The organism is Achromobacter sp., from assembly GCF_049647645.1.
GTDB lineage: Bacteria > Pseudomonadota > Gammaproteobacteria > Burkholderiales > Burkholderiaceae_B > Achromobacter.
In genome coordinates this window covers 171,326-195,594 of the sequence record NZ_JBARYB010000209.1, presented here as the reverse complement: position 1 = coordinate 195,594, position 24,269 = coordinate 171,326, and the positions used below count along the sequence as shown (strand labels likewise).

Sequence of the window (24,269 nt, the reverse complement as noted above, 5' to 3'; positions counted from 1 at the left end):
GGCTGTTTTCACATCTTCAAAAAAACGTGCTAGAATTCGGCCTCTTCGTTGTTGAGCAGCTTTCAAAGAGGCGCGGCAAGGAAGAAAGCAGTACCAGAGGTGGCTGTAGCTCAGTTGGTAGAGTCCTGGATTGTGATTCCAGTTGTCGTGGGTTCGAGCCCCATCAGCCACCCCAAAGAATTCAAAGAAATCAGGCACTTACGCGAAAGCTAAGTGCCTTTTTTCATTTCACGATGTGAATTTTTAAATAGAAATTCGCAGTTTTAAATTCACTCCGTTGCTGCGGCACTTTTCACCAGTCGGCGATCATAGTGCTTGTGCGTCGTTGATGGGTTCGCGTGACCGGCGAAGTCGTATGCGTCTTTGGCCTGCATCTCCAACTTTCGGGAAACTGCTGCCGGGCGAATATCAAGCAGTGAGAAGTAGAGCGGATGATCCGTGACGAGGTCAGTTTCGTTCACAGATTGGTCCTGAGCTCTGATCCAAGCGTTCATGGCGTCTTGCCAAGAAGATCCCCATCCTGACCTTGAATAGCAAGCGCCCCGGCGGGTTGCAGCGAACAGGTATTTGCTAGCGATCTTGTCCTCTCGCTGTAGGGCGCGTTCGACTACACAACGCAATCGTCGAGACCAGTATCGCCGCTTTACTGAGGCTGCTTCACCTTTTTTCCGTTTTGCGGAGACGACGATAACGCCATCACGTTGGAGGCCGTCTTTTGTGAACGGACGCACTTCGGCGGCACGAAACCCGGTGAGATACGTGAACATCGCCGCGCAGCCCAGCGTTCGATAGTTCTGGCGCTGTTTGAGAGACCAAAGGTAGAACCTCAAAACTTGCCGTCGACTGACCACGCGGAATTTCGTGTCCGTCTTGTTGAGCATCATTCCCGTGAACGGGTTGTCTTCCATCAAGTCCCAACGCACCCCATAGTGGCAAATCGTTGCTAGCTGCGAGAGCTCCTTGTTTGCGCGAGCGGGCGCACCTGCTTCGGCCCGCGCTTGCAGATATTGATAGCCGTGTTGTTTGCGTAGAGTCCTTGGCCCCATTCTTCCAAAAAAGGCAGACAGATTTTCGTAAGCGGCGAGCCTCAGTGCCTTCCCGTGCGGACTTTGATCTGCATAGTGCGTTGAATCGATCTCATCGCGGAACTTCTCGATCATTTCGGCAACGGAGCCAGCAATGACTGCACCATCGCGGATTTCTAAGGCCCGTCGCATAGCTGTGCGACGGGCCTGTTCAATAGCCGCTTTATCGCCGAGTGATGCCCTGCCCAGAGTTTCGCCCCTGCCGTCGGGGTGAATGTAATAGAACGACACGACGTTCGTGCCGACGCGTTTATAGAGTCGCGCCACTCCTGTGGGCTCTCGCTGGCCGCCGGAACGCGTCGACGTTCGGGCTCGCTTCGAGGCGGGCTTTTGTTCTTTGCTCATCAACAAGACCTAGCTTTCTGTTTCTGTATTCGCGAAGCACGCGCGGTAGACCGTTCATAGTCACGACGTAGCTCCAACGGTTAGCGGTGAGCCAATTTGCCATAGCGGCTCGTTGGTTCGCCTTGCAGCCGACAAGTTCGGCGAGCTCTGATGCTGTCAGATATTCGCTCACGACGTGAATCTCCGTGGTTCAGCGTTGATGTGTTCATGAGGGGAAACTCGGAACTGAATCTCCTGCTCCGGCGTTCCAGGACCACCAACCATCTTGCCCATACCTGTCATCGTAAAGAGCTGTTTTTTCTGCCCTTCGAGACTGGTACTCGGGCGTGCTCATACCCCAAACCTCCAAAGGCGTGGGCGTGTCAGTATCGCGTAGCCAGAAGTCGGGGAAAACGGCGTCCTCGCCAGCATCAAACCGCAGCGGCTTTTCGAACCGACGCTTTTCCGCCACGAGCTTGTCAGCGACTAGAGCCTCATAGCCTGAATCGACCGGTATCCAGTCGCGCGTTGTCTGCATGAGAGCGATATCGACAACCTGCGCGCGCATGCTGCCGCCAGAGGATTTGGGCGGGTCGGTTTGTACGACTGCGATGACGTCATTTCCTGCCCGCCAAGAATCAATTTCTCGGGCAAAGCGGCGCTCCAACGGTTCCCAGACGTTCTCATCGAGGTTCAGGTACGGGATTCCATGAAACCCCGCGATAGGCAGCGTGGTGCTGCCGTCCATTCCCTCTTGGTGCTGTGCGAGGGGGGCAATCACAACCAAGCGCCGTCGTTGCGTGACCGCTTCCAACGCCTTGGCCTTGTTGTGCCCTGCTTGTTGCCCGGTTGCGGTCGGCGTGGCGATCACGAGGTTTTGAGCCAGTCGCACACGCCCCGCGTAGGTAGTCATTGCCGAGCGCATCAAGTGGTAATGCACCACACCAAGATTGCGCTTTCCTTCCATGCCTGGGGACCAAGTATGGAGGCCTGCTTGTGTCCAAAGAAAGTGCAGGAGGCCAAGCAATGTCATGCTGGCTTGACCGGTTCGCGGGCGCGTCGCAGGCATCGGCGGAGCGGCGGCCGACGAGGCGTCCCCATCTTCTGGGGCGGCTGTCGCACGCTGTTGAAGCCCGACCTTCAGCTTAATCTTGACCGCGCCGTCGTCGAGTTCCTGGACCACTCCGCGTCGGTATGAACCAAGACCGGACATGTTCGGATCTACGCCGTAATAGACGCAGTCTTCACTGTGTTCTGATCCAGTTTCAGGAAAACGGGCCAGGTGGAACCGATCGGAGTTGGAACGACTGTGGATCGACAAGCGCCGTTCGCCCGATCCAGGGCAAGTACACCTCACGTCTGCCTTGCCATGCGCCATCAACAGTACGCGCTTCCAGCCCTCCTTGAACTGATCTGCCGTTTGAAACTCTGGCGAGTACGGCCGTGTCGTGGACCCAAGCGTTATTTCAACCGGGTAGACCTTGCGATCCATGGCCTACTTCCGCACGATCGAACAAAACGTGGTGGCTACGTATGCCTGCTTGTAGCAGTCTGCTTTGGCGGAGGAGTAAAACTCGTACGACGCATAGCCCGCTGCGAGGATCACGGATACGACGCCCCAGATAATCATATGTTTTTTCATTGAATTTCCGTATGAAGGAAGCCTCGCTTCACAGAATCATGTCGAGCGTGAGCGGTACCCTTGTCCCTAGGACAGGGTGCCTGTCGTCAGCATGGAAACAGCTCTTGTCAGGATGGATATGCAGACGGATATCGAGAGAGCGGTCGAAGAGAGCGCCAACTACCCGAGGATGCCGTTGTTAATGAACAGCGCGTTTGAGCTGCTGTAGACCTACGTGAGATGGAGCCATGTGCCATCCGAATCGGAGCGCTCGACTTTCGAAGTGTTTAGCAGCTAAACACCGGGAAAAATCCTGATGAACGCCGATTCGGATGCCGCCGCCGAGATACCACAACGTTGGCGGCTTCCTGCCGACTTGCACGGCGCAGGCAAGTTGAGACCCTGCCCGGTGTTCGCCCAACACGTTATTCGCCACGTGGAGCATGTCTTACTTAGGCGCTCGCTTGAAAGTCCGGCCTCGCGGTTGCGGTCGCCGGTTCACTTCAGCAGGGGTGGAAAGCAACTCCATTCACTGCACGAGATCAATGAGCCCGCCAGGCTCTGCACCTGGCCGGATTTGTACGTCAGCACGGTTGCTAACGAGCTTCACGGGCCTCGTCTGGCGCATTGATTCTTGCCGCTTCTTTAATGCCCGGGGCCAAGCTTTCGCTCGCGGCAATCTCCCCTACCACTGCGCCTCTGGGCGCGGTGGGGCGGTACTAAAGATTCTAGTTGTAAAAGAACGTATCTATAAAGCAGTAAGAAACTGTTCCATCAAATTATCGGGGTTCCGATCATTGTTGTCAATCGGAAAGCCGATATTTTTGTGTGCGCTGGTGGAAAGGACGAATTGGCCTCGGATGGCCTGCGTATGCAAAGCAAACCGGCGGCGGTTTACAGATACGTTTAGATTCTTGAGTGGTATTTAGTTACTTGGCAGGCAAAATTTTGTGCCAGCGATGGGGCCAGATCACCCTTCTATCTGATGAAACGAGATACCGGGGTTTAGGCGGCTGTGCGCGCTTTGCGCGCGGTGCTTTTTCGGGGCGTACCCCTGACCTTCGAGAGTTTCAACTCGATATAGTCTTCGATGTCTTCTTTAACAGCAGGGTCCAGCAAGGCGTAAGCCTCTGGGCGAATCCTGTCGCTAAATGGCCAAGAAACACTCTCTGCACTAATGGGCTCTGGCTCGTTCTCGTCTATTGGGGACGTGGCCATAGGTCCGTCCCCGTCAGCAAGCCATCGAGCGCTGACCGCATATATATGGGCAAGCCGCGTGGTGAACGTGGACGTGGGGTACTCGTCATTCTCGAGCTCGGACAATGTCGACTGAGACATGCCCGCTTTTTTAGCTGTAACCGCTTGGCTGAGCTTAGCTTTTTTGCGAGCTGCCCGTAAGCGTTGACCGAAGGTGACCATATCGGAATTCTGAACCCTGTTGCCATCGGCACGCCGATTGACAAAATTATCGGAACACCGATAATATTCACCGATGAACTGGAAAAAACTAATACAAGACCTTGTCGCTCGCGGCATGACCCAGTCGCAGATAGCGGCCGAGGTGGGGCTTAAACAATCGACCGTCGCGGGCATCCTAGCCGGTGGGCAGAAGGATATGAAGTGGCACAACGGCGAAAAGCTCAGGGCTTTGCACAGCCGGATCTGCGGAAAGGATCAGTCGGCCAAATGAAGCGCACCGCAGCCCAGCGAAAAGCATGTTGGATCGCGGGGCCGAGAAGTGCGTTTAGCAGCTAAACCCAGCAATCACTCTGGAACGCAAATCAGCATGAAAATTCTCGCAGTCGCACAAGGAAAGGGCGGTGTTGGCAAGACCACGACCGCAGTCAACACCTCATTTGAAGCTGCCGAAGCAGGAGCTAGGGTCTTGGTTGTCGACTTGGATTCTGGCGACCTCTCCAAGACCATGGCCCGGTTCAACCTGGAAATCCCTGCAAGCGCACTCTTTCTCGACAGCACGCCTGTGGCGCCGACACACGACTCGAGCATCTCCTTGATCGCGGCAGATCAGCTGCTGGCGAACTTGATTTACATGCCGCTCGAGACAGCGCTGAGAAATTTCCGGGTAAATCTGTCGGCCTTCGCTCAAAAGGGCTATGACCTTTGCGTGATCGACACAGCGCCAGGCGTAAGTATCGCCCTGGCAGCAGCGTTGCACGCTGCTGACGCGGTGATCTCTCCTGTGGAGATGGAGGAATACAGCATAGAGGGGATCAAGAAGATGATGCGCGTCATCCTCAATGCGCGGCAGCACAATGCGAAGCTGCAATTTCTTGGGCTGGTCCCGAGCATGGTAGATCGGCGAAATCCTCGGCAGGTGCGACATCTGGAAGAAGTGCGCGCCGCCCACGAGAAGTTGCTTGCTCCCGTCGCCATCGGTCTGCGCAGCAGTGTCGCCGAGGCGCTTGCGAGCGGCGAACCTGTGTGGAAAAGCAAGAAGACTTCGGCACGCGCCGCCGGAGCCGAAATGCGCGCCTTGGGCCAGTACATCCGTACCAAGATGGGAGTAAAGGCATGATGGATCTGAAAGGACTTGGAGATCTCGCTTCCATCTTGGATATGCCGTCCGCCCCAACTGGGGAGCCGATGATGGTTGACATCAATCTCATCGACGAAGATTGCAACGTTCGTTCAGAAGACAATCCGGGGTTCAGCGAGGAGAGTATCGGCGAACTGCGAGCCTCTCTTCGCAGCGATGGGATGGAAAGCCCAATTTCCCTTTACCCCAACCCTGATCGACCTGGTCGCTTCATTATTAATTTCGGTCACCGGCGCTTTCGCGCCGCCAAGGCTGAAGGTTGGCTCCAAGTGCCCAGCTTTTTGAGGCCGAAAATCAGCCGCCGTGCTCAAGCCGCGGAGAACATTCAACGGGAAAACTTGACTGCCCATGAGATTGCTCTCTATATCCGCGACGAATTGGCAGATGGGCATAGCCAGACCGCAATCGCTGAGAGCCTTGGCAAGTCCAAGGCCTGGGTGACCCAGCATGCAAGATTGTTGGATCTGCCTGGCCCTGTCGCAGAAGCCGTTGCCACCGGCAAAGTCACGGACGTAACGTTGGCAAATGAACTCGCGGTCGCGCATCGGGAGAATCCGCAAGCCGTTGCCGACCTGTTGAAGGCGCCAGAGCAAAAGCCCACGCGGGCCGCCGTAAAAGCCATTCGGCAAGGCACCAAGCCGAAGGACCAACCGGCCGAGCCCAAGGGCCCTACGCAATCCGAAGATCCCGTCGATGATCGGCGTGACGGCCAGACGGTAGAGCAGGGCGCAATGATGACGTCTGTTGCAGACACGACCGACACCCGCCTTCAGCGTGAAGCTCCCGACGAGGTGAAGGCCGAATATCAACGCCGTGGGGACGCACTCGAGAAAGAGCAACGAGGCCGACCCAATCCCGCGCTTCGCAAGGCGGGGATTGCCGCGCTGGAACGCCTCATCGACATCGCTCGACGCGATACCGGACAAAGCCAACGCGTGGCGGATTTTCTGCTGGCTTGGTGGAACGCGACCAGTTGCGGAGGATTCGATCTGACTGACTTTTGGAGCGTGGATGCCGAAATCGCGGACGACATGCTCGTTGTGATCGGCCTAATCCGCGAAAGTCGTGCCTATCCTGACACGTTGGGGACACCTGCTCACGAAGCATTCCGGGAACTGGTCAAGCTCTGGAGGCCCCAGCTTGCTAACGCCTGAAAAAGCGTGCCGATGTTTAGCGGCTAAACATGCAGCTTCTGAGGCAAGCTACAGAGCCCACAACGAAATCCACGTTACGGAGTCTGTTAAATGGACGCGTTCTTATGGCTACTTTATGGCGCCGCATTGGCAGCGATCGGCGGCTGGCTCCTCAGGTTCTGGCGTAGAAGTGAAGACGGGCGGAGGCGAAGCTATGCGGCAGATATCCTCAAGCGCTACGGTATGACGCCCCAATTCTATCTGGCGACTGTTGACGAGGAAGACCCCGAACTGCTCAAGGCGCTCGATGTCTTCGCCTTGACTGGCTACATCCTTACAAGAACCAATGGCGAGGCAGTGGGCAAGCTGTGCCCCAGAGTAGCGAAAGGCTCACACTTGCGCCTAGTCGTATCGAACAGCTAAGCCCCACAACCCACCTACTTATCCTTCCAACGAAATAAGCGCAAGGAACTTCAATGTACTCGAACAAAACGCTCGCGAAACTCACTGCTCAAATTCAAATTCTACAGCGACGTGCCGAAAACCTACGCGCCAACGGCCGGGCGTCGGCCGTACAAAAGATCGTCGCGCAAATGCACGAGTTCCAGATTTCTCCGTCGGATATCCAGGCCGCATACGGCGCAACGAAGTCCGCTCGCCCCAAGCGCAAAAAGGTCGTTGAGCGAACTGAATCTCGTCGCCCCGTCGCGCCGAAGTACCGTCATCCTGAATCTGGTTATACCTGGACCGGACGTGGGCGAGCGCCGCGCTGGCTGACTGCTGCGGAGCTCGCAGGAGCGTCGCGCGAACAATTCAGAATCTGAAGCAGGATGGCTCAGACAGCCATCCTGGAAACAACATTGCGACTTTGGAGACATGTCATGAGCGATAGCCATTTGCGTCCCAGACCCCGTCAATGCCTGGGCAACTTGTGGGTGTACAGGGCGACTGTGATCTGCATGCTGCTTATGGCCCTCGCGGCTGCGATCGGGCTCTTCTACCTCGCATCCATTTTTATGGACAGCCTGGCCCCAGACACAAGGATGTTCGTCGACATTCTCTCGTTCTTCTTTATCGCTTTCCTCATCGTCGTCAGTGCATGCTTTATGTCGCGGCGTTGGCCAGAGTGACTCGGCCGGCTTTACGTCGTGCAGTTGCGTCCACCCGGTAAGTTAGCCCCTGACGCAGGACTTGTTGCAGTAAAATGAAAGACCTTCGGAGATACCCCAATGCTGACTTCTAAAGACGTGATAGAACGGCGCCGCGCTGTAGCAAATGCGGTGGCGAACCAGCGGCTGGAAGGCTTGGAACCCGACTCACGCACAGTTGCCGATCTTGAACGTGCAGCGGCTGGTGAATTGAGCGTGTCGGACGTCCTCCGTACGCTGCATGCCCGCATCGCCGCTGGCGAATTTCGTTCGTCGTCCGCACGATAACTTCAATGACCGCATAGGCCAGTCCATGGCCAAATACCCCATCAACGCGCAAGATCCATACGTAGACCCTGTTTCCGGGGTTCTGCGTACTCGTCTTGGAATTACTGACCAGGGCGAGCTGGACAAGGTGGAGGCAACCTTCGCCGCCGTGCGCTCCTACGAGCTTGCTACGAACCCCGTCCGGGGGCAGTTTGACCTGGCGCACCTTCAGCACATCCATCAGCGGTTGTTCGGCGACGTCTATGACTGGGCGGGTAAGATCCGCACGGTCGACATTTCGAAGGGCACAACACGCTTCGCCAGCCACGAGCAGATCTCGAGCTATGCGCCACAGATCACGAGACCACTTTCTCGCGCGAAGGTCTCCTAAAGGGCCTTGGGCCCGATTCGTTCAATGAGCGTGCTGGCCATTACTTGGGCGAGTTGAATGTGCTTCATCCCTTCCGGGAAGGCAATGGCAGAAGCATCCGGGAGTTCATCGGTCAGCTTGCAATGGATGCCGGCTACGGCATTGACTGGCAAGGCGTTGATCGGGGCGAGATGACGAAGGCGTCGATTGAGGCCTATCAAGGAGACTCGCAGCGCATGGCGCACTTGATTCGCGCCAGTCTCCGAGAAATTGACCGGGAATACGCGCTGGATCTGGCGAGGGCGGTGGCGGGCGATCGCGCACACGTCGTTCAGGCTATTCCTGGGCAGAGCTATGAGGGCGTGGTTATCGGATTGACGGAGCGGTACCTGGTTCAAGAACAAAAAGGGCTGGCTGGGGAGATGGTCCTGCACAGCCGTCGCGCGCTCCTCAACGTGGATCTCGTCGTTCCGGGGCAGATGATCGGAATCCGCTATCCGCATGGTGGCGTCGGCCTGGTGGAAGCATCTCTGTCACAGTCCGAGCGAGAGAATTCAAAACAGTTGCAACGCGACCGCGACATAGAGCGGTGAAGCGACTGTTTAGCCGCTTAACATCAAATTCAAAACACGTTTATCCGAACCCGTGGATATGTGGATGATCGCTTCGCGACCACCCGGCTCGCTTCGCTCGGCCCATGGACAACCACTGATGGACAAACGGTGGACAGGCTCCGCCTGACCACGCGCTTGACCACAGGGTGTGCCCACCGGCTTCCCGATTTTCTCCCACATACCCACCGGCCCCCATCAAGCCGCCATAAGATAAATAACTTCAAATCAGACCCCGTAGGTGATGCCGCGCGTCGTTCCGCAGAAGCAAAGCCAAACGGGTGAGTCGTCAAAGCTGCGGCTACTGTCCGCCGACAACAACCCGCGGCCAGATCGGGTCCCGAGAGGCGCGGGCGATAGGCAGTATTTGTAGCCGGCCGCTGTCGACCCATTGCGGCCACTAGCGGCGGAGCACCGGCGACGCTGAGCCATTGTGGAACCGGTGTTCATGATTGATCACCTTTGCTGTTTGACGATCGTACGCGTTGGGTTCAGCGCCACCCGTAACGTCCGGCCATATAGCGCGGCTTTGACGATGCCCGCTTTCTATCGAATTAGGAACTTCCCAAGGAGACCTACTCTACGATAAGCCCATGGCTTCTTCAAGGAATTTGCGCGGAGTTCGGACGCCTTTAACCGAATCGAAGTGATGAGCACCACGCCAGGAAGCTCGCGGGGGTCTACTGAGGCAGCTGGGCTGCATCGGGTTTGGATAAGTACGTTTTCGCCGCCGCGCTATGGATCGTCGTCACAGAGGACCGTGATGGCATTTCGATATGGCGCAAACGCTGGATCGCACTGGACTCGGCACTTGGAAGCAGTAGCTGCCACCTTTCAGAGATTTCTAGCTGACACATCTACAGTGGAATGTCGACGCGACGAGATCATGCCTGTAGCACGATCATGACCTCACGATCTCTCCCATCGTCCAGCAAGGGAATTTCCCCAGATTTCTGCAGCACTCCATCAAGCGTCACGTAGCCCGCCCCATTTTCGGACTGTCCGCGCAGGGCGGTCACGGAGTACAGCGTAGCCCCGTGCCGATAGTGCAGCTTGAAGGTGTTCCAGTCAGCAGGCAGACAGGGGTGGAAGCTCAAGGAGGCGCCGCGCCGACGCATGCCTAGTACCGATTCCAGGATCAGGCGGTACATCAGGCCTGACGAGCCGGTGTACCAGGTCCAGCCGCCACGGCCTTGCTGCCCGGGCGTGGTGTAGATATCCGCCGCCATGACATAGGGCTCCACCTTGTAGACGGCGGCTTTTGCCGGGGAGTCGGAATGGCTAATGGGGTTGAGCATCGTGAGCAGGTCGCCGATGCGCGCGTTTTCTCCCAGGCCGCAGAACGCCATGGCTGTCCAGATGGCGGCGTGGGTGTACTGGCCGCCGTTTTCGCGCACGCCGGGCACATAGCCTCGGATGTAGCCGGGATTCAGGGCGGAGGAATCGAAAGGCGGGTCAAGCAGCCGTATCAGTCCGCGTGCGTTGTCGATCAGCCGCTCATCCACGGCCTGCATGGCAAGACGGGCGCGGTCTTCCCGGGCGGCGTCCGACAGCACGGCCCAGCTTTGCGAGATAGCGTCGATCTGGCATTCCGGGTTCTCGGCGGACCCCAAGGGGCTGCCGTCATCGAAATAGGCCCGCCTGTACCACCCGCCGTCCCAGCCGGACTCCTCGAGCCGCGAGCGCAGCCGCGCGGCTTCCGATTCGCAATGCGCAGCGAACGGCAGGTCTTCTCGCGCGCGGGCTAGGCCCGCGAACCGCGTCAGTGTGTTGTAGAGGAAGAAGCCCAGCCAGACGCTTTCCCCGCGACCGTCCTCACCGACCTTGTCCATGCCGTCGTTCCAGTCGCATGATCCCATCAGCGGCAGGCCATGGGACCCAAAGGCGCTCAAGGCATGCGACAGAGCACGCGTGCAGTGCGCATACAGGCTGGCGGTCTCCTTGGACGGTGTGGGATTGTCGTAGTTGGACGATTCCCCTGGGTTGAGCTGGCGGCCTTCAATGAACCCCGCCATTTCGTCCAGCGCCTCCGAGTCCCCAGTCACTTCCACATAGTGGCAGGCGGCGAACGGTAGCCACAGGTAGTCGTCCGAGCAGCGCGTGCGCACCCCGCGATTCGAAGGCGGGTGCCACCAATGCAGCACATCGCCCTGCACGAACTGCTGGGCCGCGCAGCGCAACAGGTGCTCGCGCGCCAGGGCGGGGCGGGCGATCACCAGCGCCATGACGTCCTGCAACTGGTCTCGAAAACCGAAGGCGCCGCCCGACTGGTAGTGGCCGCTGCGCGCCCACAGCCGGCATGCAAGCGTCTGGTAGAGCAGCCAGCCATTGGCCAGCGTGTTCACGGCAGGGTCGGGCGTGTCGATGCGCACGACTCCCAGCGTATCGCGCCAGTACCGTCTGACGGCCTGGAGTTCGCTGCCCGCCGCACCCAGTTCGCCGTACCGGCGCACCAGGTGCCTGACGTGCTCGACGCCTTGCGAAGAGGCACCGAGGTGGAACAGGATTCTGACGTCCTGCCCGTCCTCCAGCGTGGCGGGGACCTGGATGGCGGCGCAAGGATCGAGTCCCGCGCCTGTCCTGCCCGATAGCCGGCTGCGCCGCAGCGCCTGCGGGTGGCGCAGGGTGCCGTTTCTGCCGATGAACTCCTTGCGGTCGCCGGTCATGGTCCGCGTCGGGGCGCTGGTGTCGAACCATGCGACGTGCCCGGAGAAATCGGTATTGAAGCTGTTGCGGGCCAGCAACGCCCCGGTCTCGGGATCGGTTTCCGTGACGACGTGCATGGAGGACTTGGCGCGCAGGTCGCCCAGCACCCACTCCACGTAGCCGGTCGCCGACAGGCGCCGCCGGCGCCCCGACCGGTTGCGCAGCGTGAGCGCATAGAACTTCACGGGCGCATCCTGGGCAACGTGGATGGACAGTTCGGATTCGATGCCGTCCTCCACGTGCTCGAACACCGTGTAGCCAAAGCCATGGCGCGTGACGTAGGCGGAATCGCCGCCAGCCGGGTAGGGGGCCGGAGACCAGTATTGGCCGCTGCTCTCGTCGCGCAGGTAGAAGGCTTCTCCGCAGGCATCGCTGACCGCGTCGTTGTACCAGGGCGTGAGCCGGTATTCATGGGCGTTGTCGTTCCAGGTGTAGGCCTGCCCGCTTTCGGACACGACCGTGCCGAAGCCGGCGTTCGCGATGACGTTCACCCAGGGCGCCGGTGTGCGCCGGTCCCGAGTCGTGGTGATCACGTATTCCTCTCCGTCTGGCGTGAATCCGCCCAGTCCGTTGTCGTGCAGGAGGATAGAGGCGCCCGAGCCGGGATCCGCCTGCGCCCCGGCCGACTGCACGGCGGGGGGCAGCACCGGCGTCGAGACCACCAAGGGTGCAATGCGCGTCTCGGGCAGGCCCAGGCGGTTCACCTGGTTGGACAAGGTGCCCAGCGTGTCACTGAGCGATATGCGCGACACCGCCTGCAGCAGCGTCCGATCCTCTTCCGATATCTGGTCGCCGGGGCGAACGAAAATGCCGCCGGGGCGGTCGATGATGTGCGCTTCCACGCCCGCGGATATCAGGCCCATCATCCGGTCCTGGAGCGCCTGGCGGTAGCTGCCCATATCCTCGTTCCAGATCACCAGGTCCACCGCCACGCCCTTTTGCCGCCAGTAGGCATGCGCCTGAACCAGCTGGCGCACGAGCTGAAAGTTGGCGGGATCCTTGATGCGGAGCAGCACAATGGGCAGGTCGCCCGAGATGGCGTATCCCCACAGGCCCGACTGTCCGCGGCGATTCTTCAGCAGCGTCGCCGCCTCGGCGCGCATGGCGGGGTTCTGATAGACGATGGCGTTGGCGAGCCGGGCGTAGAGCTGGGCGTCCGCCTCAGCGACGTTCAACTGGCGCAGGGTCACCTGCGCGTGTGTCCACGCAAGTTCCAGCGCCCGGTCAGCCAGGTGGCGATCCCGGTATTTGCTGATCAGGTTCATGCAGGCGCTGCGGCTGTCGCCCACGCCTTGCACCAGATCGATGACCACGGATTCTTCCGCTTCCAGCGTGATCTCGCAACGGATCGCGGATACCGGGTCCAGTACCGAACCCTGGCTGCCCGTCAATGGCCCATCGCCCTCCAGCGCCTGAGGGTCGGCCACCGAGCGGCCCCGGCCCAGGAAGATGGACCGGTCCGTTTCGTAGGAGGCAGTGCCGGGATGACCGCCATGGATCGCCAAGAGCTGGAACATCCACGGCGGGTTGTCCGCCGGGCTTCGGCCTCGGCGGGAACAAAGGATGGCGCGTTCGGACGGGACGATCTCGGTCTGCACAAAAAGATTGCTGAATGCCGGATGCAGTTCATCCGCCATGGGCGGCGCGATAACGACCTCGGCATAGCAGGTGATTTCTATCGTTCGCCGCTCGCGGCTGCGATTCGTCAGGTGGCAGCGGCGCAGCTCGATATCGTCTTCCGGCGACACGACGATCTCGGTGTGCGTGTCGATCTGGTGGTCCGTGCGGCGGAATTCGGCGCGGCCTTCGGAGAAAATGACCTCGTAGTGATCTGGCCGCGTCAAGGTAGGCTGGTGCGAGGTGGACCAGATCGCGCCGCTGTCCTTATCCTTCAGATAGCAGAACGTTCCCCAGTTGTCGCAGGTGCCGTCTTCGCGCCAACGGGTCACGGCCAGGTCTTTCCAACGGCTCGAGCCCGCGCCGCTGTTGGTGACCATGACGTGGTAGCGTCCGTTGGACAGAAGCTGCACTTCCGGGATCGCGCTGTCGGCGGTATCCAGCACGCGCACCGGCGTTTCGGGCTGTCCCGTCGCGGTGCTGCGAATGACCGACAATTCGGCTGCCTTTGTGAAGGCGGTCGCAGCGCGCGGGACCCGCTCCTGCAGCAGGAGCATGGTGGCCTGGAACGAAGGATCCGCTTCAAAGCGTACCTGCATCGTTCGTCCCAGCAGTACGTTCGCGATAGACAGGAATCCCATGCCCTGGTGGTGCGCCATATAGGCATAGACGATCGCACCGGTCTTGCCCGGCGGCACGCGGCGCGGCGTATAGTCGATGGCCTCGTAGAATCCGTAGCGCCCCAGCAGGTTTTCCTTGGCCAGGCGCTGCAGATTGTGGCAGGCCTTGTCGGGCAACACCATCAGCGCCAGCATGGACGCATACGGCGCCACCACCACGTCGTCGGCCAGCCCCCGCTTCAAGCCTAGCCCCGGCACGCCGAACGCCCGATACTGGTAATTCATGCCGATGTCGAAAAGGTTGTAGGCGCTTTCGGACATGCCCCAGGGGATGCCGAGCTTGTCGCCGTACTCGATCTGGGCGCGCACGGCCGACACGCAAGTCTGTTCCAGCAGGGTATGTGGGTAGGACGGCATGACGAGGCGTGGCATCAGGTATTCGAACATCGAGCCGCTCCACGACAGCAGCACCGTGCCGCTTGCGGCGCCGCTGAGCTGCCTGCCGAGGGCAAACCACGTTTCCTGCGGCAGTTGGCCCTGCGCAACCGCTACGAAGCTGCTAAGACGGGCCTCGGAGGCCAGCAAATCGTACAGCCCCTCGTCGCGCCGGCGTTCGGTGAGGTTGTAGCCGATGGCCAGCAGCCGGCTGCCCGGGTCGTACAGGAATCGATAATCCGCCACGGCCATTTCGGCCAGCGTGTCGGCCAGCACGGCGATCGAGGCAAGCCGATCGCGGGCGCGTTCACCCGCCGCGATCACTGCAAGCTCGGTTTCCAGCAGCCAGGTCTGCTCGTCGGAAGTGATATCCGGTGATGACAGCCGTTCTCGCAAGGTGGGCAGCACGCGCCTCGCCATGTCCGCGACCTGCTGCAAAGTCGGCATGGCATGCAGTTCGGGAATGTCCCGCCATCCGGCGGCGTTGGCCAGGCCTGGCCACGGCGCAAGTAGCGCCAGCTCGTTGCGTGCGGCTTCGCATTGCTGCAGCAGCGCCTGGCAATGCCAGAGCGCCTGCCCAAGTTCGGGCGCCGCATAGTGTCCTATCTGGGCTGAGGCCAGCGCGCATAGCCGATCCAGGTGCTGCTTCGCCTGGGGCAAGGTCAAGGCGCCGGCCTGGATGACGGAGTCCAGCGCGTCGGCGAAGGGCTCCAGCTCGGCGGAACTCCCTTCGGAGACGCTTTCCCGCAGGACCGCCAATGCATCGGAGCATCCCTGAAATGTGCGGGGATGCAGGAGGGGCGCCTGCGCCAGTTCCAGCAGCCCGGGCCGCAGGGTGAGCAGATGGCCGGCAAGATTGCCGCTGTCCACGGTCGAAATGTAGAGCGGGGCCAGCGGCTTCAGGGTGATGGTGTCGTACCAGTTGTAGAAGTGCCCCAGATAGCGCTCCAGCGTGGCCATGGTGCCCAGCGACGCGTGCGTCTTTTCCAACAGGCGGCTCGCCTGGAGGTAGCCGAAGTCATAGGCGGCCAGGTTGGCCAGCAACGCCAGGCCGAGGTTCGTGGGCGAGGTGCGGTGCGCGATGCTCGGGGACGGCCGGTCCTGGATGTTGTCGGGTATCAGCCAGTTGTCTTGCGCGCCGCCATGGCCGTCGAAAAACGACCAGGTCTTGCGCGCCAGCATCCTCAGGAACTCGGTCTGGTCGGGGGACAAGTCGATCTTGGCAAGTACCGGCGGGCGGCTTAAGCGCCAGGCGATGACTGGCATCGCCGCCCAAAGCGCCAGAACCGGCAGGGCGGCGCCCCAGGCCGATGGGTTCAGCAGCATCACGCCGACTCCGATGGCGGCGGCGAGCAGGGCGGAGCTCCAGACGGAAAGCAGGATAGGACCGGACCGCGTTCCGCCGTCGCGGTTGGTGACGCTGGACGGCTTCCATTCCAGCAGCCTCCGGCGCGAGACCGTCAGGCGGTACAGTGTCCGGATGACCGCGTCCAGGCTGTACAAGGCTTCATGCGCCAGGCTGGCCAAGGCAAACGCCGCCCGCGTGAACTGGCGCAGTGTCGGCGCAACCCAGCCGACCAGATGCTGCGCAAGCACGACGTCTTCTTCTTTTCTTACTCCGCTCAACGCCGAGGCAAACAAGGCCGGCAGGAACAGGATCAGCACGCAGGCGACTGTCCACAGGTACGGGGCAGGCAGTCGTGTCCAGCCCAGCGCAAGCAAAAGCACAAGACTGGCCGGGACCAGGCTGCGGCGCAGGTTGTCCAGGATCTTGGCGCGCGCGAGCGCCGGCAGGGGCGATCCGTGCCGCGCGCCTGGTGCCGTGGGCGACCGGCCAATCAGCCAGCCCAGTAGTTGCCAGTCTCCGCGTATCCAGCGATGCCTGCGTCTGACGTCCGCGGCGTAGCGGGCTGGCTGGCCTTCGAAGAGCTGGACGTCGCTCAGCAGGCCGGAGCGGGCATAGCAGCCTTCCAGTAGATCGTGGCTCAGGACCCGGTTCTCGGGGAAGCAGTCCTTCAAGGCCGCCTCGAAAGCGTCTACGTCGTAGATCCCCTTGCCGATGAAGGACCCCTCTTTGAAGATGTCCTGATAAACGTCGGACACCGTGTTGGTGTAGGGATCGATGCCCGGATCGCCGCCGTTTAGGCGCGCATAGGCGGACGCTGTCAGGTCGGTCAAGCTCACCGCCACCCGGGGCTGCAGAATGCCATAGCCTCGAGTCACCCGGCGCGTGTCCGGGTCGAACCGCGCCTGATTGAGCGGATGGGCCATGGCGCCGACCAGCTTCCACGCGGTTTCCCGGGGCAGCTCGGTGTCGGTGTCCAGCGTTATGACGTATCTGATGCCGGCGAGCGCAGCCAGGTCGCCCACGACGCAGGAAAACGCGCCGGCGCCCTGGCCGCGGAGCAGGCCGTTCAGGTCGGCCAGCTTTCCTCGCTTTCTCTCGTAGGCCATCCAGACCCGCTCTTGTTCGTTCCAGCGGCGAGGGCGGTGAAAGAGAAAGAACGGACTGCGCCCTAGGCGCCGGTACTTACGGTTCAGCGCCTGGATCTGCGCCTGGGCGCGTTCCAGCAGCAAGGCGTCCGAGGGCTGATGCTCCGACGCGGCGTCCACGAAGTCCGTCAGCAGGCAGAAGCTCAGGTTCTCGCCGGGATTGGCCAGAAAGCGGATCTCCAGGGCCTCGGCCAGCGTCTCCGCGTCATCGAGGCCAATCAGCATCGTGGGGACGGCGACCAGGCAGCGGCCGCTGTCGGGGATGCGCTTGGCGTAATCCATGCGCGGAAGGCGCTGGGGCCGCACCAGCCACGTCAAGGACCAGTTGACAGTGGCCACGGCGAGATGGCTGGCGGCGATCAAGGACAGCACGGCGAAGCACGCCATGTCCCAGGGGCCGACTTCTGACCCATGGGCCATCGCCAGCAGCAGGGCGCCGACGCCTACCGTAAGCAGGATGATGGCGCCCGCATACAGGCGCAGCGCGGCGCGGGGCGAGATGCGGGCCACCCTCTCCCGCACGCTGAACTGAGCCTTGGCCCGTTTCGCCAGCTCGTCCTGGCCCTCGTCGATCAGGTAGTAGCCCACATGCGCGCGCCGGAAATCGGCGCCCGGGCTCGGGTCGGCCGCGCCTGCCGTTGCCAGGTCGACTGCCATGGCGGCGATTTCAGTCTCCGCGTGCTCGGATTTCCGCGCCATCCGCTCGACGCGATGGCGGTAGTGGTCTCGGGTGGGAAAATCCATGCCGGCGTAGACGCCGGCGGGATCCCGGCGCAAGGTCCGGTCCACGATGCTGACGGCTTCCACGAAGTCGTTCCAGTTCGTCGTCGACAAGGTGCGCAGGCTGCCGATGCTGTTGCTGATGGATACCTGGTCGGCCGCCTGTTGCTGGTTTTCGGTGATGACCATCTGTTCAATGGTCAGGTTGGACTGGGCAAGGCGCTGCTCGAACCACGTCAACGGCAGGGCCAGCGCCGGACCATGCCCCTGGAGTCGCCTGGCCAGTTCGGCCACGAACGAACCGTCTATGGGTGGATTCGAACGCGCCATGTTGGCGATGACCAGTATCAGGCTGGTGGGATCCTCCTCGGCCGATTTCCGCATCGTGTCGGCCCAGGTGTCCGCCAGGCCGCGGTTCATGTTCGCGTAGGCCAGCCGGATGGCGACGCGGCGCAGGTTTTCGATCAGGCCCAGGCGCATCATGATGGGAATCGCCCACAATTCTCCCAGCTGCAGCGGCGTAACCACTTGATAGGCCGCCACGAATGCCTGGATGCCCGCGGCATCGATCCGCGCGTCGCTATGGGAGATCATCTCCAGTGCAATGTCGTACACCCGCGGCAGTCCCTGCGAGGGGCCCGTGTCCAGCTTCGGCAGGCTGCGGCTGTAGCCCTTGGGCAGATGCCGTTTGGCCAGCCGGATCTGCTCTTCGATCAGGTAGAAATTGTCCAGCAGCCATTCGTCGGCCGGCGTGATCTGGCGATTCTGCCGCACGGACTCCATCAAAAGCGCGCAGGCCTGAGCCAGCAGCGTCTGGTTTTCGGTAAGCCGTGGCAGCAAGGTGTCCGGCGGACGCGATCTGCCCACGTGATGCGCGTGCGCCAGCGCCTGGCCGTGCTGCTCCATTTGCAGCGAGCTGAACAGCTCCGCCCGCAGTGGCGGCTCGCTTTCGGCCGAGCGCAGCGTGGCCGTACCTCGGGCAAACAGGTCTATCCACTCGGGTGCAGCTTCGAGCGAGGGCCAATCAATAGGTTTCATAGCCATAGAGTGACCAAGCTCGGCCGCGGGCTCTGTGCGTTAGCGCACGGACGCCCTTCATTGCCTATGGCATAACAGATGCGAGTCCCGGATTCTCCGCGGTTCCGCCAAGCGGCTTGGAGGCAGAGGGCAATGGACAGACAAGGAATGGGCGGCCCGGGCGATGTGTCGCGCACCCACGCCTGGCAGACGCTGCTAGCGCACGCGGGCGAAGTGCGGCCGCAGCACGTGCTGAACCTGTTCCAGCTTGATCCGGAGCGCGGGCCGCGCTTGAGCGTGGAGGCCGCGGGCTGGTATCTCGACTATTCCAAGAACAGGATCACCACCAGAACTCTCGATCTGTTGCTGCGCCTGGCCCGCGCGACTCGTCTGCCGGCGAGGATAGACGCCATGTTCAATGGCGATCCGGTCAATGTCAGTGAAGGCCGCGCTGCGTTGCATGTCGCATTGCGCATGCCCGCCGATGGCCGCGTGCAAGTGGATGGCAGGGACGTGGTGCCTGATGTCCAGCGGGTGCTACGCCGCATGGAACGCTTCGCCGGCAGGGTGCGCAGCGGAGCCTGGCGGGGCGGAACCGGCAAAAGGATCAAAAATGTCGTCAACCTGGGCATAGGCGGCTCTGCGGTCGGCGTGAGCATGGCCTGTGCTGCGCTGCAGCACTACGGACGACCAGACATGCAGTTCCGCTTCGTGTCCAACTTGGACGGCGCGGACTTCTTTCATGCTACGCGCGACCTGGACCCGCGCGAAACGCTGTTCATTGTCTGCTCTAAAACCTTCCAGACGCTCGAAACCCGCCGCAACGCGGCCGCCGCGCGCGCCTGGTGCCAGGACGACATCCAGGACGAAAGCGCGGTACAGGCGCATTTCGTGGCCGTGACGGGAAATCGCGAGGCCGCTATCCAGGCCGGCTTCGCGCCGGAGCATGTCTTCGACGTCTGGGACTGGGTCAACGGCCGCTATTCATTGTGTTCCGCAATGGGACTGGCCTTGATGGCTGCCATCGGACCTGCCGCCTTTCGCGAGATGCTGGCCGGCTTCCATGACATGGATGCGCATTTTCTTTCCGCACCGCTGGAATGTAATCTTCCCGTCCTGCACGCATTGATGGCGGTGTGGAACAACAATCTCCTGGGTTCGCGATCCGTCGCCGTTCTGCCTTATGAGCATTATTTGAGGTGCTTTCCCTCGTATGTCCAACAATTGATGATGGAAAGCAATGGCAAGTCCGTCACACAGGACGGGGCTCCGATGGCCTGCCACACCAGCCCGATTTACTGGGGCGCTTGCGGAACGAACGGCCAGCATTCGTTCCATCAGTTGCTGCACCAGGGCTCGCAGATCGTGCCTTGCGACTTTATCGGGTTTCTTTCGCCGCTGCCGCCATCGGCGCATGGCCACGAGGAACTGTTGGCAAACATGTTCGCCCAAGCCCAGGCACTGGCCTTCGGCCGTCCACTGGGCGAAAGCGATGGGCCCGCGGATGCGCAGGTTCAGGAAGGGCACCGGCGGGTCCAGGGTAACCGTCCCAGCAACACGTTGCTGGCCGCAAGGCTGACGCCTCGCACGCTTGGAGCGCTTGTTGCGCTCTATGAGCACAGCGCCTACACCCAGGGTGTGATCTGGGACATCGATTCCTTTGACCAATGGGGCGTGGAACTGGGCAAGACGCTCGCCGTGCATATTGCGCAAGCGCTTGCGGCCGGGCAGGCAAGCGCGCCCGGTCCCGACAGTTCCACGCGAACAATGATGCAGAAATACCTGGACGACAAGACCGCCGCGGCTATGTGCGCCACCGAACGGACGTGATCCTGGCCTTCCCCTACCGTTGCACGGTCACACTGGCGCTCCCGCGCCAGGTCAACACAGCTCTTCGCGACAGGATCATCGATATGTCATCGCTCATCAAGAAAGGCTATACCCGCTACACGCCTGCCCAGGTCCCGCGCTCCGGCATTTCGGCAATCGACTCGCTGGGCTTCGTTCCATTCGCGACCTACGGCTCCAGAGCGGTCGGCGCCTTGGCGGGCAGCGCACAGCCACATCCCGGCGCACCCATCGGGGACTCGGGCCAAGTCTCACGAGAGGTAAGCAAGTGGGAAGGCGAGGGCGGAAGCATCGTTGGCTATGTCGGCGTGCTGCGCCCGTTCGTGTTTGGTGGCGCCGGATCGCAGGTTCTGTGGCCGGTGCTGGCGTGGCACAGAGAAGAGTCCTGACGCGTTCGGGTCAAGTTTGCGCAATGGGGAAAGACCCATCATCCATGCGACAACTCAAAAAGTATGCGCAGTGTTCGTCGCGCTTTCACTCACTGCGGTGCATGCAGATCAAATAGCATCCGCTTAGCGGGGCCCATGACCAATAGTGCGGTACTCTGGGCAGGACTCCGTTCGCCACCGTACATAACGCGTGGGGATTGCCCCTGCCGAGTGGGCAAAGTGTGCCGGAGGATTTTCGGATAACGGCCCTGGATCGGGCCGTTGCAACCGGGCTTGTTGGAGGGACTCATCATGCCTGATTCTCACGATCCCACCCAAAATCATCTATTGGCGGCGCTGCCTCCGCAGGAGATGAAGCGAGTGTTTCCTCTGCTGGAGCGGGTCTCCCTGCCGTTGGGAAAGGCGCTGTACGAACCGGGCGGTCGAATGCGGCATGTCTGCTTTCCGGTCGACTGCATCGTTTCCCTGCTGTGCGTTATGGAAGATGGCGCCTCGACCGAAATCGCTGTGGTCGGCAACGAAGGCATCGTCGGCATTTCCTTGTTTATGGGCGGCGAAACCACCCCCAGCCGCGCAATCGTGCAAAGCGCGGGGGTGGGCTATCAGTTGAAGGGGCAGGCGCTGAAAGACGAGTTCGACCGGGGCGGAGCCATGCAGCATCTGCTGCTTCGATATACGCAGGCGCTATTGACGCAAATGGCCCAGACCGCGGTGTGCAATCGTCATCATTCGCTGGACCAGCAGCTTTGCCGCTGGCTCCTGCTCAGCCTGGACCGTCTGCAATCAGACGAACTGGTCATGACGCAGGAACTCATCGCCAACATGCTGGGCGTGCGCCGGGAAGGGGTCACCGAGGCCGCCGGCCACCTGCAGGAGGATGGCCTGATCCGGTATCGGCGCGGCCACATCACCGTGTTGGACCGCAAGGGGCTGGAGGCTCGCGTCTGCGAATGCTATATGGTGGTCCGGCAGGAATATCAACGGCTGCTGAATGTGACTGGTAGCGCGATCCGCGCCTGAGATGGACCCTGGAGCACAACTTGCCGCACCTCCCGATGGCCGATGTTCCCAACCGCCTGCTCGACGCCTTGCCCAACCGAGAACGGCCTCGTTTGCTGGATCGCTTCGAGTCCGTCGACCTGGTCTTCGGGCAATGTCTGCTTCAGCCGGGCGACCGCATCAACGACGTCTACTTCCCCTGTGGGGGCTATATCTCCCTGATCCTGCCGCAGACGCGCGGCGCTTCGCTGGAAGTGGGGCTGGTCGGCAATGAAGGGATGTGGAGCGTCGACGTTCCATTGGGCGCCGATACCTCGCAACTCCGCGCAGTCGTGCAGGGAGCAGGGTCCGCGTTGCGCATGAAAGCGGATTTGTTCCGACGGGAACTGGACGCCAGCGCCGCGCTGCGCGGCCTGATCAGCCGATATACCGTAGTCATCCTGCAGCAACTCGCCCAGGCCGCGGCCTGCATGCATGCTCATGTGCTCGAGGGCAGGCTTGCGCGCTGGTTGCTGATGACGCAAGACCGCGCGCACTCAGGCAGCTTTCACCTCACTCATGAATATCTGGCCTATATGCTAGGTGTGCGGAGGGTCGGCGTGACGGTGGCTGCCTCGGCCCTGCAGCATCGCAAGCTGATCGCGTATCGCCGCGGAAATATCGAGATCTTGAACAGGCGAGGCTTGGAGCAGGCGGCGTGCGATTGCTACGCCGCAGACCAGTTCAGCTATGGCCAACTCACGAGGTGGCCCCATTAAGATCCGGAGGGACAAAATTGGTTCATTGATCTGGTTGGCCGACTGCCATCCAAAACGGAAGCGCGACATCCGTGAGTTGCGCCTTGGGGGAACCCCTCGCCACGCTCGAACCGGAGAGTTTGGCGCTTCGTGGCCGTCTCAGTGGGCCGGCTCGCTTGAGTGCGTCTTGAACCATCCCAGCGCGTCTAGCAGTTGTCGGCTCAGATCCGCCGCTTGGTCCCTGTCGAGAACGAAAACGAAGATGTTCGGCGCCGCCGCCGGTGCGTCGACTGTCAAGGGGGTGTGCTGGAGGCGCATGATGATTGCGTTAAGTGTTCCGTCCAATACTCCGATGTCGAAACCGACGGCGCGGCCTATGTTGGTGTCCGGATTTTTCTTCATGAGTGTCTCCGGAGTGGCCCCCGCGAATGCTCACGTTAGCACTCTGTACACCGATAAGGAATAGTCACCCTGCGCCGGGCCAGGTAGCCCGAGTAGTGTGGGTTGAGGACCCCGCGGATCCTATGCGAAGCGGGCCTTCGCCAAAGCGTCCCGGTTCGCCCAGACGGCATTCAATCGCCAGTACTACTGGTCCCATCAGGCGTTTCATGCTTACAAGGATGAAACCTGTAATGCTGCTCGATGAGATGGGTGATCCCGCTAGCGCTTACGGCGACGAGTTTCATAGCCAGGTTTGTGTGGATTGTTGCCATGGAATGCCTGTCTACATTGGCGGTGCTGACATTTCTTCGCCTGAACCCGAACAGAATCGGGCCGATGGGCGAACAGCACGCATTGGAAGAGACCGCGCTGGACAAGGAAATGGTTATTCTGGACGTCCGGCCTGGCGCGACGATGCGGCGAGTAGGCGGAAGCCTGATGTTCGCCGGCTGAAGCGGCCGGGCTCGGGCAAATGCCGACCGACGGCTCCTGGCCGGCAGCCGTCCTTGTTGACCGACTGCTTTCGACCCGAAGCGGCCACTAGCCGGACATGTCGTATTCGCAGGGCGGGCGGGCCCCTAGCATGCGAAGGAGTTAGCACCTCAGACGGGGAGCTGGTCCGCAGCCACATCCGCGCTCTGCGATCATCGGGCATGAGATCGACGCTGCGGTGGTAGGCACCATTCGCGGGATCCGCTTTTGTGCGCTGTGAATTAGTGAGGTTCAGAAAACGTAAAGTTCTTCCGAACCTAAGTGTGGGCTTTTAACGGCTACCGGAGAACGACCTCATATGAGGAAATGGAGGCTCCCTCCAGCGGAGAGGCCCCCCAATTCCCGCCATTACCAACGAGTCGCGACGGTCACATCCGGCTCTGCGCGAGCTAAGCGCAGCGTAAAAGCATACGCCGACCAATATTGCCAAAGCAATTCCGATTCCTAACATGGCGATGCATCCTAATGTTGGTCGATCAGTTCTTACTGAAGGCTGAATAGATCAGCCGAAGAACGTTTAGTTCCGTAAGGAGCGCAGCTCCCACCCTGTCCTATCCAGATAGGCAGGCCACATGTACCGACCGGTATCCCAAAGATGCCGGTCGCACCGAACCGCAGGGTCTAGACCTCATTAATGTC

Annotated in this window: 20 protein-coding genes and 1 tRNA gene; 15 read left to right on the top strand and 6 right to left on the bottom strand. The window is 60.9% G+C overall.

Features of this window, described 5'->3' with window-relative positions:
* The first annotated feature begins 99 nt into the window (after positions 1-99).
* Positions 100-175, top strand: a tRNA-His gene (locus tag WBB14_RS24335).
* Positions 176-269: 94 nt separating this feature from the next.
* Here WBB14_RS24335 and WBB14_RS24330 read toward each other — a convergent pair.
* The 4 genes from WBB14_RS24330 to WBB14_RS24315 form a co-directional block, all read right to left on the bottom strand.
* Positions 270-1,430 carry a hypothetical protein gene (locus WBB14_RS24330; RefSeq protein WP_280026980.1) on the bottom strand — a complete coding sequence of 387 codons (1,161 nt, stop codon included), beginning with the start codon at positions 1,428-1,430 and terminating at the stop codon, positions 270-272.
* Positions 1,336-1,602 (bottom strand): DUF4224 domain-containing protein, encoded by a 267-nt coding sequence (locus WBB14_RS24325; protein WP_424242033.1) that lies wholly within the window; start codon positions 1,600-1,602, stop codon positions 1,336-1,338. Before WBB14_RS24325 ends, WBB14_RS24330 begins: the two co-directional genes overlap by 95 nt.
* Before the next feature lie 33 nt (positions 1,603-1,635).
* On the bottom strand, positions 1,636-2,901 hold the full coding sequence (locus WBB14_RS24320) for a DUF1173 family protein (protein WP_280026979.1): 1,266 nt from the start codon (positions 2,899-2,901) through the stop codon (positions 1,636-1,638).
* A gap of 1,134 nt (positions 2,902-4,035) precedes the next feature.
* A complete protein-coding gene (locus tag WBB14_RS24315; RefSeq protein WP_424242032.1) occupies positions 4,036-4,449 on the bottom strand; it encodes a helix-turn-helix domain-containing protein in 414 nt (137 codons plus the stop codon).
* 73 nt (positions 4,450-4,522) lie between these two features.
* Here WBB14_RS24315 and WBB14_RS24310 point away from each other — a divergent pair, with 73 nt between their 5' ends.
* The 9 genes from WBB14_RS24310 to WBB14_RS24270 all read left to right on the top strand — a co-directional run bounded on the left by WBB14_RS24310 (position 4,523) and on the right by WBB14_RS24270 (position 9,098).
* A complete protein-coding gene (locus WBB14_RS24310; RefSeq protein ID WP_280026978.1) occupies positions 4,523-4,720 on the top strand; it encodes a helix-turn-helix domain-containing protein in 198 nt (65 codons plus the stop codon).
* Positions 4,721-4,816: 96 nt separating this feature from the next.
* Complete coding sequence (locus tag WBB14_RS24305; RefSeq protein WP_280026977.1) at positions 4,817-5,566, top strand: ParA family protein; 750 nt, start codon at positions 4,817-4,819, stop codon at positions 5,564-5,566.
* Positions 5,563-6,741: a DUF7673 family protein gene (locus WBB14_RS24300; RefSeq protein WP_341767838.1), complete on the top strand. Its 1,179-nt coding sequence runs from the start codon at positions 5,563-5,565 to the stop codon at positions 6,739-6,741. Before WBB14_RS24305 ends, WBB14_RS24300 begins: the two co-directional genes overlap by 4 nt.
* Before the next feature lie 90 nt (positions 6,742-6,831).
* On the top strand, positions 6,832-7,143 hold the full coding sequence (locus WBB14_RS24295) for a hypothetical protein (protein WP_280026976.1): 312 nt from the start codon (positions 6,832-6,834) through the stop codon (positions 7,141-7,143).
* A 53-nt stretch (positions 7,144-7,196) separates the two neighbouring features.
* Complete coding sequence (locus tag WBB14_RS24290) at positions 7,197-7,544, top strand: H-NS histone family protein (RefSeq protein WP_280026975.1); 348 nt, start codon at positions 7,197-7,199, stop codon at positions 7,542-7,544.
* 57 nt (positions 7,545-7,601) lie between these two features.
* Positions 7,602-7,850 carry a hypothetical protein gene (locus WBB14_RS24285; RefSeq protein ID WP_127183278.1) on the top strand — a complete coding sequence of 83 codons (249 nt, stop codon included), beginning with the start codon at positions 7,602-7,604 and terminating at the stop codon, positions 7,848-7,850.
* Between the two features lie 99 nt (positions 7,851-7,949).
* Positions 7,950-8,156: an antitoxin VbhA family protein gene (locus tag WBB14_RS24280; protein ID WP_280026974.1), complete on the top strand. Its 207-nt coding sequence runs from the start codon at positions 7,950-7,952 to the stop codon at positions 8,154-8,156.
* 25 nt (positions 8,157-8,181) lie between these two features.
* Positions 8,182-8,526, top strand: coding sequence for a Fic/DOC family protein (locus WBB14_RS24275; RefSeq protein ID WP_280026973.1), 345 nt, complete (start codon positions 8,182-8,184; stop codon positions 8,524-8,526).
* Between the two features lie 44 nt (positions 8,527-8,570).
* The gene (locus tag WBB14_RS24270) at positions 8,571-9,098 is read left to right on the top strand and encodes a KfrB domain-containing protein (RefSeq protein WP_424242031.1); all 528 of its coding nucleotides are present in this window, start codon (positions 8,571-8,573) and stop codon (positions 9,096-9,098) included.
* Positions 9,099-10,000: 902 nt separating this feature from the next.
* Here WBB14_RS24270 and WBB14_RS24265 read toward each other — a convergent pair.
* The gene (locus tag WBB14_RS24265; RefSeq protein ID WP_424242030.1) at positions 10,001-18,745 is read right to left on the bottom strand and encodes a GH36-type glycosyl hydrolase domain-containing protein; all 8,745 of its coding nucleotides are present in this window, start codon (positions 18,743-18,745) and stop codon (positions 10,001-10,003) included.
* A 147-nt stretch (positions 18,746-18,892) separates the two neighbouring features.
* Here WBB14_RS24265 and pgi point away from each other — a divergent pair, with 147 nt between their 5' ends.
* From pgi to WBB14_RS24245, 4 genes are all read left to right on the top strand, one after another.
* Positions 18,893-20,554, top strand: coding sequence for a glucose-6-phosphate isomerase (gene pgi, locus WBB14_RS24260; protein WP_424242029.1), 1,662 nt, complete (start codon positions 18,893-18,895; stop codon positions 20,552-20,554).
* Complete coding sequence (locus tag WBB14_RS24255; protein ID WP_424242028.1) at positions 20,551-20,961, top strand: hypothetical protein; 411 nt, start codon at positions 20,551-20,553, stop codon at positions 20,959-20,961. Before pgi ends, WBB14_RS24255 begins: the two co-directional genes overlap by 4 nt.
* Positions 20,962-21,252: 291 nt before the next feature.
* Positions 21,253-21,981: a Crp/Fnr family transcriptional regulator gene (locus tag WBB14_RS24250; protein WP_105557973.1), complete on the top strand. Its 729-nt coding sequence runs from the start codon at positions 21,253-21,255 to the stop codon at positions 21,979-21,981.
* A gap of 20 nt (positions 21,982-22,001) precedes the next feature.
* On the top strand, positions 22,002-22,718 hold the full coding sequence (locus WBB14_RS24245) for a Crp/Fnr family transcriptional regulator (protein ID WP_280026969.1): 717 nt from the start codon (positions 22,002-22,004) through the stop codon (positions 22,716-22,718).
* Positions 22,719-22,856: 138 nt separating this feature from the next.
* Here WBB14_RS24245 and WBB14_RS24240 read toward each other — a convergent pair whose 3' ends face one another.
* Positions 22,857-23,099 (bottom strand): hypothetical protein, encoded by a 243-nt coding sequence (locus WBB14_RS24240; protein WP_105557926.1) that lies wholly within the window; start codon positions 23,097-23,099, stop codon positions 22,857-22,859.
* A gap of 309 nt (positions 23,100-23,408) precedes the next feature.
* Between WBB14_RS24240 and WBB14_RS24235 the strand changes: the two genes are divergently transcribed.
* A complete protein-coding gene (locus WBB14_RS24235; protein ID WP_280026968.1) occupies positions 23,409-23,591 on the top strand; it encodes a hypothetical protein in 183 nt (60 codons plus the stop codon).
* The last annotated feature ends 678 nt before the right edge of the window (positions 23,592-24,269 follow it).